Annotated in this window: 13 protein-coding genes and 1 pseudogene; 13 read left to right on the top strand and 1 reads right to left on the bottom strand. The window is 48.5% G+C overall.

Annotated elements, in window-relative coordinates:
- Nucleotides 1–234: 234 nt before the first annotated feature.
- The 13 genes from G614_RS0113835 (at nt 235) to G614_RS0113770 (ending at nt 12,707) form a co-directional block, all read left to right on the top strand.
- Nucleotides 235–1,458, top strand: coding sequence for a hypothetical protein (locus G614_RS0113835; RefSeq protein ID WP_027642420.1), 1,224 nt, complete (start codon nt 235–237; stop codon nt 1,456–1,458).
- A 126-nt stretch (nt 1,459–1,584) separates the two neighbouring features.
- Nucleotides 1,585–3,651, top strand: a complete 2,067-nt coding sequence (locus tag G614_RS0113830; RefSeq protein WP_027642419.1) for a ribonucleoside triphosphate reductase — start codon at nt 1,585–1,587, stop codon at nt 3,649–3,651.
- A 90-nt stretch (nt 3,652–3,741) separates the two neighbouring features.
- A complete protein-coding gene (locus G614_RS0113825; RefSeq protein ID WP_027642418.1) occupies nt 3,742–4,587 on the top strand; it encodes a PhzF family phenazine biosynthesis protein in 846 nt (281 codons plus the stop codon).
- Between the two features lie 52 nt (nt 4,588–4,639).
- The gene (locus G614_RS0113820; protein ID WP_027642417.1) at nt 4,640–5,311 is read left to right on the top strand and encodes a response regulator transcription factor; all 672 of its coding nucleotides are present in this window, start codon (nt 4,640–4,642) and stop codon (nt 5,309–5,311) included.
- A gap of 14 nt (nt 5,312–5,325) precedes the next feature.
- Entirely contained in the window at nt 5,326–6,051 is a 726-nt protein-coding gene (locus G614_RS27500; RefSeq protein ID WP_330366894.1) for a hypothetical protein, read from the top strand.
- Between the two features lie 6 nt (nt 6,052–6,057).
- Nucleotides 6,058–6,363 carry an ATP-binding protein gene (locus G614_RS33720; RefSeq protein WP_330366893.1) on the top strand — a complete coding sequence of 102 codons (306 nt, stop codon included), beginning with the start codon at nt 6,058–6,060 and terminating at the stop codon, nt 6,361–6,363.
- Nucleotides 6,364–6,541: 178 nt separating this feature from the next.
- Complete coding sequence (locus tag G614_RS0113810; protein WP_027642416.1) at nt 6,542–7,306, top strand: ABC transporter ATP-binding protein; 765 nt, start codon at nt 6,542–6,544, stop codon at nt 7,304–7,306.
- Nucleotides 7,303–9,285, top strand: a complete 1,983-nt coding sequence (locus G614_RS0113805; protein ID WP_027642415.1) for an FtsX-like permease family protein — start codon at nt 7,303–7,305, stop codon at nt 9,283–9,285. The genes G614_RS0113810 and G614_RS0113805 overlap by 4 nt, the downstream gene beginning before the upstream one ends.
- Nucleotides 9,286–9,562: 277 nt before the next feature.
- Nucleotides 9,563–9,745, top strand: a complete 183-nt coding sequence (locus G614_RS0113790; protein ID WP_027642414.1) for a hypothetical protein — start codon at nt 9,563–9,565, stop codon at nt 9,743–9,745.
- A 74-nt stretch (nt 9,746–9,819) separates the two neighbouring features.
- Nucleotides 9,820–10,443 carry a DUF4317 family protein gene (locus tag G614_RS0113785; RefSeq protein ID WP_027642413.1) on the top strand — a complete coding sequence of 208 codons (624 nt, stop codon included), beginning with the start codon at nt 9,820–9,822 and terminating at the stop codon, nt 10,441–10,443.
- A gap of 208 nt (nt 10,444–10,651) precedes the next feature.
- Nucleotides 10,652–10,864, top strand: a complete 213-nt coding sequence (locus tag G614_RS27495; protein ID WP_242828091.1) for a hypothetical protein — start codon at nt 10,652–10,654, stop codon at nt 10,862–10,864.
- A gap of 58 nt (nt 10,865–10,922) precedes the next feature.
- Nucleotides 10,923–11,408 (top strand): UPF0236 family transposase-like protein, encoded by a 486-nt coding sequence (locus G614_RS0113775; protein ID WP_027642412.1) that lies wholly within the window; start codon nt 10,923–10,925, stop codon nt 11,406–11,408.
- Nucleotides 11,409–11,687: 279 nt separating this feature from the next.
- Complete coding sequence (locus tag G614_RS0113770; protein WP_027642411.1) at nt 11,688–12,707, top strand: DnaJ C-terminal domain-containing protein; 1,020 nt, start codon at nt 11,688–11,690, stop codon at nt 12,705–12,707.
- Nucleotides 12,708–12,852: 145 nt separating this feature from the next.
- Here G614_RS0113770 and G614_RS27490 read toward each other — a convergent pair.
- Nucleotides 12,853–13,105, bottom strand: a pseudogene (locus tag G614_RS27490) (IS110 family transposase); the annotation flags it as partial.

The raw sequence follows: 13,105 nt of genomic DNA, 5'->3' as shown, positions 1-13,105 counted from the left end.
TGTAATGGAATCCGGCAACAGGAGAGTTAAGTATCTGATTTCCGCCAAGCAGTACATAATTCATCAGAGTCACGTCTTCCTACAATTCATAGAATCAGCGGATGAAGAAGACGAAGAATGGTCGCCGGACCAAATCTTACTTGTAGCGGGATGGAAAACACTCTATTTACTGAACTATATTGACTGAATCCTATAAACCGAACCAAAACACATATGAAAACGAAGGTAAAAAACATGAGGCATATCTCTAACAAACTGACAACATCCTTACTCTGCATGGCGCTGTGCGGCGCATTGACTGCCTGCGGACACAAGGAACCATCCCAGGTGCAGTCCCCGGAACAGACAGAAACCCAAAACACTGAGGCAGAACCGGAAATCAGGATTGACACGCAAACGGGCTCCCGGCCTGACCAGGCATCGGCGCAGCAGGGAGACAGCACCGGAGCCCCGGCTGATTCAGACCAGGGGACGGCCGGATATCTGCTGATTAAGGAGCAGACTTTTGATGTGACACTGGAGCCATTGGGCAGCGTCACATTTTCATCCTATGAACCGGACAGCCGTCAAAATCCTCTTGCAGATGTCCTGTTTGAGATAAAGAAGGCCGGAAAAACGGTGTGCCTTCTGGACGGCGTGTACGAGGACAACATACGGAGCAATGAGACGTTTAATAAGGTGGAGGCAGTGTCCTTTCCTGACTATAACAACGATGGTTTCAATGATATCATCATAATATGCAGCTACTCACCGGCCTCCGGGCTGGAGACAGGCACCGGCTATCCTGAGGTGAGAATCTACAGCGGGAAGGCTGACGGCAGCTTTACCCTGGAGAGAAATCTGTCAGAGAACGCCAACTCGGCCCTTGCCGAAAAGACCATACAGTCTGTCCTGGGATTTCTGGGCACGGGAAAGGGCGGGACCAAAGTATCTGCATCCGGCTGGAAACAGGCCTATATCGACCTTCTCCAATCCCAGGACAGCGGTCAGTGGCAGGGGTATAATTTAATTTACATCAATGACGATGCCATCCCGGAATTGGTGGAAATCGGAATCGACGAGGCAACGGGCTGCAATATAGTTAGTTTTGCAGACGGGGCTGCCGATGAAACGCAGCTGTCCCGACTCTCTTTCTCTTATATTGAACGCGGAAATCTTCTGTGCAACTCTGAGGGAAATATGGATTGCTACTACGATATCGTGTACAGCATGGAGTCCGGCCGCCTGATTCCCATTGCATCCGGGTATTATGGGGCAGAGGATAACTCCAATGTGCAGTTTGATGATGAGGGTAATCCCATCTATCAATATGATTGGGAGGGTGTCATGATGACTCAGGAAGAATACAATCAGGCATTCCAGGCTGTCTATGACAGATCCTCTGAGAAGCCGGGATATGAATGGGATAAATGGTTTTCCCTGGAAGGGGTGATTCAGGCCATTGGCGACATCCAATAAACGCCTGGATGGGAGGCAAAGCATTCTGATGAAATGATGCTGTATTTATGCCCATGTCTTTGATATAATGGAATAAATCTGCTTATACTGACAGTGATTCACACCTAACGAGGAGGAGACAAGAACATGCTTTTAGTGGCTAAAAGGGACGGGGAAACCGTGGAATTCCAATTGGATAAGATAACGCTGGCTATCAAGAAGGCATTTAAAGCAACAGGTAAATCATATACGGCTGATATTATTGAGCTATTGTCGCTCCGGGTCACCTCTGATTTCCAGAAGAAGATAAAAGACAGCCGGATTAGCGTGGAGGATATCCAGGACAGCGTGGAAAAGGTCCTGGAGGAATCCGGATACACCGATGTGGCCAAGGCCTACATACTGTATCGAAAACAGCGGGAGAAAATCAGGAATTTAGATAAGACCATCCTGGACTATAAGGATGTGGTGGATAACTACGTAAAGGTGGAGGACTGGCGCGTCAAGGAAAATTCAACCATCACATATTCTGTTGGCGGGCTGATTCTGAACAATTCCGGCGCAGTGACTGCCAATTACTGGCTTACGGAAGTGTATGACAGGGAGATTTCCGATGCCCACGTAAACGGTGACATCCATATCCATGATTTATCCATGCTGACCAGCTACAGCTGCGGATGGTCCCTCAGAAAGCTTCTGCTGGACGGCCTGGGCGGCATCACCGGGAAAATCACCGCATCCCCGGCCAAGCACTTGGCCACCCTCTGCAACCAGATGGTAAACTTTCTGGGAATCATGCAGAATGAGTGGGCTGCCTCCCAGTCATTCTCATCCTTTGACACCTACCTGGCTCCCTTTGTGAAGGCAGATAACCTGTCCTACGATAAGGTGAAGAAATGCATGGAGGCATTTGTCTTTGGAGTCAACACCCCCAGCCGCTGGGGTACCCAGGCCCCATTTTCCCACATTTTCATGGACCTGAAGGTGCCAGGAGACATGGCGGATGAACAGGCCATTGTGGGCGGCAGGAGAATGGAATTTACATACGGGGACTGCCAGAATGAAATGGACATGGTGAACAGGGCGTTCATGGAAACCATGCTGGAAGGCGATGCCAATGGCCTGGGATTCCAGTATCCCATTCCGGCTTATGGGATAGGAGCGGATTATGACTGGTCGGATACCGAACAAAACCGGTTATTGTTTTCCCTTGCATCCCATTACGGGACCCCGTATTTCATCAATTACAAGGGAAACGGCATGAAACCGGAAGATGTAAGGACTTCTTATGATGGAATCCAGCCGGACTTCCATGTACTGCGGAAAAAGGCAGGCGGCTTTTTCGGATACGGGGAGCATACAGGTTCCGTTGGCGTGGTCACGGTCAATCTTCCCCGGATTGCGTACCAGTCAAAGGACGAGAAGGAGTTTTATGCCCGGCTGGACCAGATGATGGACCTGGCTGCCCGTTCCCTGAGCATTAAGCGGAAGGTGATCTCCACCCTGTTAAAGAATGGGCTTTATCCCTATACGGCCTGTTACCTCACTGATTTTGACAATCACTTTTCCTCCATCGGCGTCATCGGCATGAATGAAGCAGGGCTCAATGCACCGTGGCTGAAGGCCGGCCTGGAATTCGAAGAGACAAAGAAGTTCGCTGTCTCTGTCCTGAACCATATGCGTGAAAAGCTGATTGGATACCAGATAGAGTACGGTAATCTCTACGGCCTGGAAGCCACGCCGGCAGAGTCAGCTACCTTCCGCTTCGCCAGACTGGACCGGGAGCGTTTCCCCGGGATCCGGACAGCCGGCCGCGAAGGGGACAAGCCCTATTATACAAACAGCACCAAGCTGCCGGCTGATTATGACGGCACATTGCAGGATGCGCTTATAAACCAGGATTCCCTGCAGCCCCTTTACACCACAGGCACTGTATTCCATGTGTACATGGAGCAGGAACTGGAGGACTGGAAAAAAGCAAGGAACCTGCTCCGCGGCATGATTACAGAGCACCATATCCCCTGCTTCACACTGTCTCCTGTTTACACCATCTGCCAGACCTGCGGCTATCTGCCCGGCAGACAGGAGATTTGTCCGAAATGCAAAGGCACCGCAGATGTTTACAGCAGGATTGCGGGCTATTACAGGCCGGTCCATGACTGGAACGACGGCAAGGCACAGGAGTTTAAAAACAGGGTTATGTTCCGTATCTGAGAATGACGGTTCCATAACCGTGGATCTTATATTTACCTCCGGCAAACTGGCCGTATTTTTGCATTATGACAGGAGAGACTGCGAATGACGATGGATGTTTATGTGGCGAGTGCGTTCAGCAAAGATAACAGGGGCGGAAATAAGGCGGGCGTGGTGCTGCAGCGGGCCCGCCTGAATGAAGCAGAAAAAACAAAAACAGCCTTTCTGCTGGGATATTCAGAGACAGCCTTTGTGGATGATTCAGAGCTGGCTGATTTTAAGTTAGAATACTTTACCTCTGAGGGGGAAGTCCCTCTGTGCGGTCATGCCACAATAGGGACTTTTACTGTGCTGCGGCATTTAGGGATGCTTAAAAAACAGGAGTATACCATTGAGACAAAATCAGGTATATTGAGAATACGTGCGGATGAAAACGGCCTGATTTTCATGGAGCAGAATACCCCGAAATTCTATGAAAAGCTGGATAAGGGGGATGTGGAGGCATGTTTTAATCCGGACGGCATCGCCGATACCTTACCTGTGCAAATTGTGTCCACGGGATTAAGGGATATTATGGTTCCGGTGACGGACCCTGAGATTCTGGGCAGGATGACGCCTGATTTTGCCGCCATCACCAGGCTAAGCCGGGAGAAAGAATGCATCGGCATCCATGCGTTCTCCCCTGCAAAAGAGACGGGCCTGACCGCCATATGCAGGAATTTTGCCCCGCTTTACGGCATAGATGAGGAATCCGCCACCGGCACCTCCAACTGTGCGCTGGCCTGCTATTTATACGAGTACGCATCAAAACAAGACCAGTATATCTTTGAACAGGGGCATAATCTAAACAGCATTTCCAGAATATACGTTAATCTGGATACCGAAGATAATACGATTACGGGGGTATGGGCGGGAGGATACGGGTATTTGTCCTCTGTGAGAAGTGCTGCGGTTTAACCATCCATCTTCCCAGCCATACCAGACAGATTCAGTAAGAGGAGCCGGACCTATGTATAAAATTTTCATTGTGGAGGACGACCACGTCATCGCGGGGGTATTGGCAGACCATTTACGGTCATGGGGGTGGGAAACCTTGTGTGCAGTGAACTTTGAGGATGTATTGGGTGAATTTGTGGCCTTTGGGCCGCAGATGGTACTTTTAGACATCTCCCTTCCCTTTTATGACGGATATCACTGGTGCCGCCAGATCCGCCAATGCTCCAGGGTACCTGTCATATTTATTTCCTCTACCTCTGACAACCTCAATATAGTGATGGCTATGAACATGGGCGGTGATGATTTTATTGCCAAGCCCTTTGATTTGGATGTCCTGACAGCTAAAATACAGGCATTGCTGCGAAGGACCTATGAATTTGCAGGACAGAACCGTCTGCTGGAACACCGTGGCGCTGTGCTGGATGTGGATGACGGGGCATTGTATGTGGACGGCAATAAGCTTACCCTGACACGGAATGAACAGAGAATCCTCCAGATTCTCATGGAAAATAAGGGACGGATTATAAGCCGCGATACCCTGATGCTGCGTTTGTGGGAATCCGACAGCTATGTGGATGATAATACACTGACCGTAAATGTCACACGGCTGCGAAAAAAGCTGGAGCAATCCGGTTTGTCTGATTTCATCCAGACCAGAAAAGGCTGCGGATATCTGATTGAGTGATTGGGAGGTCATGTATGGCAGAGAATACAAGAAATAGTTCCAGTGGGCCGCTGGCCATGGAATATTTGAAGCGGTACAGGGGGTTTATCAGCCTCATTTTACTTTTTACCGCGATCTTTGGCGCTGTATTTTATGGATACCGTCTGCCTGCGGAGGCAGTCCTGTACGGATTCCTGCTGTGTATCTGCGCTGCGGTCCCGCTTGTTGCATGGCATTACAGGCAATTTTGCAGAAAGGCCGGCTTATTATCCCGTATGGAATCTGCTTTCATGCGCGACCCGGACCATTCTTACATTGAGTCCTATCCTGACTCCGGTTCATTGCTGGAAACAGAATACCAGAATCTGCTGACATTGGTCGGCAGGGACAGGGAACGAATCCGCAGCCAGGCTGAAAGGGAACGGAATGAAATGTCTGACTACTATGCCATGTGGGTCCATCAGATAAAGACACCCATTGCGGCCATGAGGCTTTTACTGCAGAAGCAGGAGAGCGAATCAGCCCCGGAGCTTACAGAACAGCTGTTTAAAATTGAGGAATATGTGAACATGGTACTGCAATACCTGCGGCTGGACAATCACAATGACCTGATTGTCCAGTGGAATGACCTGGACCGCATTGTGCGGCAGGCCGTACACAAATATGCCGGAATGTTCATACGGAAAAGACTGTCATTAACCTATGAACCGCTTAACCGCAGAGTTCTGACTGATGAAAAATGGCTGGTGTTTGTGGTGTAACAGATTTTGTCCAATTCCGTGAAATATACAAGGCAGGGCGGAGTCACCATATGGGTGGAAGAAGATCCCGAAACAACCCTGGTCATCCGGGACACCGGAATAGGAATTGCATGGGAAGACCAGCCCCGTATTTTCGAGAAAGGCTTTACCGGTTATAACGGACATTCTGATAAGCGTTCTTCCGGCATCGGACTCTATCTGTGCAGGAGAATTCTAAGGCGCCTGTCACACAGCATATCGGTTGAATCAGAACCAGGTAAGGGCACCGTGGTCCGGATTCGTCTTGGAAGTGAATCCCTTCCGGTGGAATAACCCCCTTCACCTTGTTTTACCTGACAGATACCGCGGCCAATCTTACAAAAATGTAAGCCTCCAAAGGAAAATGTAAGATACAGCCATGGCAGCCCTTTCCCTGATTTTGTATAATGCATGTGTATTACATCTTATGTCACTTGGAAATGACCGATAAATGAGATTGGAGGAATAAAGCATGGCTGTTTTGGATGTACGGCACCTGAAAAAAATATACACCACCCGCTTTGGCGGAAACCGGGTCCAGGCCCTGGCGGATGTCAGCTTTACAGTGGAAGAGGGAGAGTTTGTTGCCATCATGGGGGAATCCGGTTCCGGAAAGACAACGCTGCTCAATATACTGGCAGCCCTGGACCGGCCAACTTCCGGTTCTGTCTTTCTAAAGGGAACTGATTTAAACAGCATCCCGGAGCACAAGATGGCGGAGTTTAGGCGAGGCCATCTGGGATTTGTATTCCAGGATTTCAACCTGCTGGATACCTTTACGGTAAAAGATAATATCTTTCTGCCCCTGGTGTTATCAAAGCTTCCCTATGAGGAGATGGAGCGCAGGCTTGTGCCTCTTTCCGCAAAGCTGAGGCTGTCCGAACTGCTGAATAAATTTCCCTATGAAATATCCGGCGGACAGAAACAGAGAACCGCAGCAGCACGGGCCCTCATTACCAATCCGGGCATCCTGCTGGCGGACGAGCCCACCGGGGCCCTGGATTCCAAGGCAGCAGACGGACTTCTTCGGATGTTCGGGGAAATCAACCGGGAAGGGCAGACCATCCTGATGGTGACCCACAGTGTCCGGGCAGCCAGCCATGCCGGGCGCGTGCTGTTTATAAAGGACGGTGAGGTATTCCATCAGCTCTACCGTGGAAAGAAAACAAATGATGAGCTGTACCAGAACATTGCAGATACATTGACTATGATAACGACAGGTGGTGATCGGGCATGAATGGTATATTCTACTTAAAACTGGCAGTTCAGAACATCCGGAAAAATGCCCGGACCTATGTTCCGTATATCCTGACCTGCACCGGGTCCGTGATGATGTTTGACATTCTTCTCACCCTGGCCTCCAATGAACAGATTGCCCAAATGAATGGCGGCTCCGACATGCGGACCATTTTAAATCTTGGATGCTTCATCACCACGCTGTTTACCGGGGGATTCCTGTTCTATACAAACAGCTTTCTGATGAAACGGCGGAAGATGGAGATTGGGCTGTATAACATACTGGGGATGGGCAAGCGGCATATCGGGAAAATCCTGTTTTTTGAAACCCTCATCATTGCTGCCATAAGCCTTACAGCCGGAATCGCAGGAGGATTTATCCTGTCCAAAGCAGTCTATCTTTTGCTGCTGGGCCTGCTGGAAGCGCCTGTGCAGTGGGGATTCTACTTTTCCGGAACAGCGGCCGCCTTATCCATTCTCTTATATGGATTGGTGTTCCTGGTCATTCTCGCTGTCAATTTGGCCAGGGTACACATAAGCAGCCCGGTGGACCTCCTTCATGGCAGCCGTATGGGAGAAAGGGAGCCGAAAACTCACGGCATCACTGCCATAGCCGGTATCCTGGCCTTGGGGAGCGGATATTACATGGCCATTACTACCAAAAATCCGGCCCTTGCAATCAGTGTGTTTTTCCTGGCATCCATCCTTGTGATGATTGGCACATACCTTCTGTTTACCGCGGGAAGCATCGCACTTTTAAAATTCCTGAAAAGGCGGAAGGAGTTTTATTACAAGACCAGTCATTTCATATCTGTATCCGGACTTTTGTACCGCATGAAGCAGAACGCCGCGGGTCTGGCAGGTATCTGTATACTGTCCACCTCCGTACTGGTCATGCTGTCCAGCACAGTGGCCCTCTATGTGGGTATGGACGATGTCCTGAGGAACCGCTTTCCGCGCAATATCATGCTGGAGGCGGATAAGGCCGCGGACAGCGATGAGGAAGTCATCACATCTGCCGTTAAAGAGGTGCTGTCAGCCAATCACATATCCGAAAAAAACACTCTGGCCTACCGGGACCTGCCGCTTCTGGTGATGGAAGTCAAGGAGGGCGCCTTTGATGTACGCCAGTTATACACCGCAGAAGATTTGGAGCGGATCAGTCCCATGTATGTCATGACCCAGGATGACTACAACCGGATAACAGGAAACAGCGCAAAGCTGACAGAAGGCCAGTGCATGGTCATTACCCGGGAAAAAACCTATCAGAAAAATGATCTGACCCTTTTGGGAAGAACCTATGAAACTGTGCCGGCCGGAGATTATGGGCTTTGGGAGGGAGCTGATACATTTGGATCTGTGGTATATTATCTGATCGTACCTGACATGGAGGAAATGCAGATTCTGGAGACTCTCCAGCAGACGCAGGCAGAGGAATTTGCGTCCCATATCCAATACCATTACGGATTTGATTTAGACCAGGACAAAGACACGCAAATCCGTATTTTTGAAGAAATCATGACAAAGGCTTCCGTTATTCCCGAAGGTTTCCGGGGAGAGTGCGCGGCCCTTCAGAGGGCCTCCTATTATTCGCTGAATGCCGGACTGCTGTTCCTTGGACTTTTTCTGGGCGCCCTCTTTGTAATGGCCAATGTTCTGATTATCTACTATAAGCAGGTGACAGAGGGCTATGATGACAAGGGCCGCTATGAAATCATGCAGAAAGTCGGGCTGTCAGGAACAGAAATCAAGCAGTCCATACGTTCCCAGATACTGTTAATGTTCTTCCTGCCCTTAGCTGCCGCAGCCATGCACATCACAGCAGCCTTTCCCCTTATTACAAAGCTGCTGTCAGCCATGAACCTGACCAATGTAAGGCTTTTTGCAGCCACCACGACCGGAACCCTGGCAGTGTTCGCGGTTATCTATGCGGCTGTATATATACTCACATCCAGGGTGTATCTGAAAATCGTCAGCTGACAAAGCATCATCCATTGTCCCATATCTCATGCCATGCTTCGTAATAATCGCAGCGGTACCCGTCACAGGCAGTTAGCAGATAACGGCCTGCCAGCTGTCCGCAGCCATATCCCATGGACCGGGCGGCTTCCAGGATGCTCCGGCGTTATTACAGTCAGGGGATTGGGCATTTACTCACCTCATCCTATGGAAACGTAAACCTGACGGGAAGGAAAGCAGAGCAGATAACCAAAGGTATCACGCAACAGCAGACTAAGGCTGTCGGTACGGCAAGGCGATGATTGCTGACGGATTTTCCCTGGAAATGTCAGATGGCAGCTGCAACCTGAAACAGGCTGATTTAAAACAGACTGACTTTGAGCAGGAAGAGGATTACGAGAAAGACCATGGTTCCAAACGGAATATAAATGCATCTGCGTCTGACGGAGATATCGTGCTTTCCTTTACAGTAGGAAAATAGGTTGTTGGTCCATGAAGTATATGGTACAATCTGTTTATGAATGACAGAAAAGACAGGAAGGTAACTGACAGATTATGATAAACAGAGAAGACATGCTGGAGCTTACAAGACGGATGACCCTTTCCCGCACCTCCTTTACCAGGATTGCGGGATGTTATGTGGACAGGGATGGGGATTTTGACGGAAGTTTTAATATTAATTTTCTGAAATTATCAGCATCAGAACGGACAAAGAAACTGAAGCTGGCTAAGGAAATCCCCTTTGCAGCCACGAATGTGAACCTGAAAAAGTATGAATATCCTCAAAGCGCACGGAAACCTGGAAGTATGTGGCAGCTGCTCATGGCCATGAACGAATGCGGCCTGAAAAATGATGCCCTGATGGATACCTTTTATGATGTTGTCATGGAGCATTACCGTGCAGACAGGGAGTATGCCATCCTGGTTTTCCATGACCGTTATGATATCCCGGCAAAAGGTTCTGACAAGGAACGCCAGTGGGAATCAGAAGAAGTATTTGAATATATGATTTGCGCCGTCTGCCCACTGAGCGGGGAGTATGAGCCGGATAAACCCGTATGCGGCTTTTTATTCCCTGCCTTTACGGACAGGAGCGGGGATCTGAATCACATTGATGTGTTTCAGGCGGATGCGGACAAGCCTCACAATGAAATACTGAAGCTTTTGGGAATCAATTGACAGAGTTTGGACTTCCGGATGTAGAGAGTGTGCCTGACACCCTCCAAAATCTGGAAGTCCTATTCAATGCCCTTACGCGGCTGGACGGTTACCTGATATCCGACATCCGGGACTGCGTTCTCTGCCTTATGATACCGGCTATGTATTTCTGTTCATCCTCATTATGCTGGCGCTGGAATTCTATCCACTGGGGAAAATCGCAGACCGAATGTTCTGGAAACACACCCGGGAAGTCCTCGATTTTCATGGGTGTAAGGACAGGGCGGAGGAAGTGAACCAGGAGCTGAAAAAGAAGCTGGCAGAGGACGGAAGCCTGTCAACGGCCAACAGTCTGTCCATTCTGGGTCTGGATCTGCTGCTCGTATTTTTCTGCAAACAGGTAACCACGGCAATTTTTCTGTATTTCAGCTACACCAGATAAAGGGGGCCCGTCACAACGAATATACCCGTTCCGCAAGGGTGGCGAGCATGCCAGTTTGATGGATTCCGTAAGCAAGCAGACGGTGAAAAACCTGGTGCATGATACAGTAATTGAACTGCCGATTCAGGAACAGGAGGAGAAAAAAAGAATCCGGCACCTGCATATCGAAGCAGATGAGGATCATGTTGCAGCCCAGTTTTTTGAGAAGAAGGGGGATTTGAAGCGGGATAGAGAGGGGCGAAAGAACAATACCCTGATGCCCAAGCTGATCTGTGTTTATGAGGATATTGTAGAGGAAAACGGAGAGAAGTCCAAGTCCAAGAGATACCGTCTAATGGGAAAACACTATTTCAGCGGACTATATCCGGGAAAAAAGAATGAAGAGCTGTGGGAAGAGGTAAGAGATTATATCGGAGCGACCTATGACCTGGAATACCTGGAAAAGATCTATATTGCAGGAGATGGATCTGCCTGGATTAAAGCAGGGTGCGAGGTCCTTGAAAAAGCCCAAAGTAGAGTAAAGGTAGTGAACCTGGTAAAATAGGGGAAATTGACGCTACCATAATTGTAAATTACTCTTGACGGCACATCTAGTATGTGTTATAACACATATATAACAGATAGGGTTATGGATCAAAGGGAAACTATGAAACTGTCATTTTGAAAATGTTTGTTTTATAAGAAAGAACCCGAACCGGCAGCGAAAAAAAGAAGTGTAATACAATCAGGAGATAATGTAGTAGCGAAGGTATGCGGGGGAGCATTTAAGTGTTCTCCCGTTTTTCTCTTATCTAAATATCCAAAGGAAAGAAGGGGAGCATGAATGATGAAAAAAGATTATTATGATGTTTTAGGTGTCAGCAGGACAGCAGATGCCGCAGCAATTAAAAAAGCATACAGGAAACTGGCAAAAAAGTATCATCCGGACAGTAATGTGGGAAATGCCCAGGCAGAAGAACGTTTCAAAGAACTAAATGAGGCCTATGATATACTGGGTGACGAAAAACAACGGGAATTATATGACCAGTATGGACATGCAGCATTTGATGAGACAGCCGGAGCTTATGGAAGCACAGAAAGCAATGGTTTTGAGAATAACCCCCATTATGCCTACGGAGATATGAATAATGGCTATCGTGAATATCATTTTGTAGGCGGAGAGGATATGGACGATATTCTGAAACATATTTTCGGAGGTTCTGGTGCTTTTCAGAGAGGAACAGCGAATGGATTTCGGGGTAACGGATTCAACAAAAGCTATTCCAGACACGGATTCCCGGAAAAGGGGGCAGACATTCAGAGCAGCATAGAAGTCAGTTTCGATGAAGCGGCCTTTGGCTGCAAAAAAATAATCCGTCTGCAGGACGAAAACGGACAGGTGCAGTCAATGGAGGTAAATATTCCGGCAGGCATTGCAAACGGCAAAGTAATTCGTTTAAAAGGAAAAGGTATGGCCGGAACCAATGGCGGAGAGCCTGGAAATCTGCTCCTGAACATAACAGTACATGACAAACCGGGATTTCGCAGAGACTGTCAGAATGTTTATACAACCGTTACAATTCCGTTTACAACAGCAGTGCTTGGTGGTGAAGTCAAGATTTCCACGATTTATGGTGATGTTATGTGCAAGATAAAGGCAGGTACACAGTCCGGAAGCCAGATTCGTCTGAAGGGTAAGGGCATTGTGACCTCAGGAAATCCAGCTGTACATGGCGACCAGTATGTGACAGTAGAGGTACAGGTTCCAAAGAACCTGACGACAGAGGCAAAGCAGAAATTAAAAGAATTTGAACAGCTCTGCAATGAAGCTGGCAAAAGTGCCCATGGCGGATATGCCGCTTGAAGATATAAGTTTTTACTGTGAAACATAACCTTCCGGGTAGCCAAAAAAGCGCAGACTTCCCCCTTGAAACTTTTTCAAAAGCGCAGACTTCCCCCTTGAAACTTTTTCAAGTTTTTTTAAAGAATTATGAACTTAGCTGACAGATTCAGGTGGCAGCTGCCGGGACTTCCCAGCCAAGCGCTTTTAGCTTTTTCAGGTACGCGTTGATTTTGCGCTCCTTGTTGAATTGGTTGTAATAATCAGCCCCAAGATCCTTGAAGGCTACTCCGTCTTTGAGGATATGGTAAATGGCTATCAGCATCGAATGGGCGACTGCGACATAGGCGCGCTTACTTCCCCTGTGAGCGCTGATGCGCATAAACTGCGCATGGAAATACGACTTTTTATTTTTTACTGTG

It is taken from the genome of [Clostridium] clostridioforme AGR2157, from assembly GCF_000424325.1.
In the GTDB taxonomy this organism is placed as follows: domain Bacteria; phylum Bacillota; class Clostridia; order Lachnospirales; family Lachnospiraceae; genus Enterocloster; species Enterocloster clostridioformis_A.
Note: the sequence above shows the minus strand (reverse complement) of the source record. Positions and strands in the feature narration are given on the sequence as shown.

Coding starts and splice junctions, on each gene's coding strand:
- G614_RS0113770 (WP_027642411.1), top strand. CDS start 11,688: ATGATGAAAAAAGATTATTATGATGTTTTAGGTGTCAGCAGGACAGCA.
- G614_RS0113775 (WP_027642412.1), top strand. CDS start 10,923: ATGGATTCCGTAAGCAAGCAGACGGTGAAAAACCTGGTGCATGATACA.
- G614_RS0113805 (WP_027642415.1), top strand. CDS start 7,303: ATGAATGGTATATTCTACTTAAAACTGGCAGTTCAGAACATCCGGAAA.
- G614_RS27500 (WP_330366894.1), top strand. CDS start 5,326: ATGGCAGAGAATACAAGAAATAGTTCCAGTGGGCCGCTGGCCATGGAA.
- G614_RS0113835 (WP_027642420.1), top strand. CDS start 235: ATGAGGCATATCTCTAACAAACTGACAACATCCTTACTCTGCATGGCG.
- G614_RS0113830 (WP_027642419.1), top strand. CDS start 1,585: ATGCTTTTAGTGGCTAAAAGGGACGGGGAAACCGTGGAATTCCAATTG.
- G614_RS0113820 (WP_027642417.1), top strand. CDS start 4,640: ATGTATAAAATTTTCATTGTGGAGGACGACCACGTCATCGCGGGGGTA.
- G614_RS0113810 (WP_027642416.1), top strand. CDS start 6,542: ATGGCTGTTTTGGATGTACGGCACCTGAAAAAAATATACACCACCCGC.
- G614_RS0113785 (WP_027642413.1), top strand. CDS start 9,820: ATGATAAACAGAGAAGACATGCTGGAGCTTACAAGACGGATGACCCTT.
- G614_RS0113825 (WP_027642418.1), top strand. CDS start 3,742: ATGGATGTTTATGTGGCGAGTGCGTTCAGCAAAGATAACAGGGGCGGA.
- G614_RS27495 (WP_242828091.1), top strand. CDS start 10,652: ATGTTCTGGAAACACACCCGGGAAGTCCTCGATTTTCATGGGTGTAAG.
- G614_RS0113790 (WP_027642414.1), top strand. CDS start 9,563: ATGATTGCTGACGGATTTTCCCTGGAAATGTCAGATGGCAGCTGCAAC.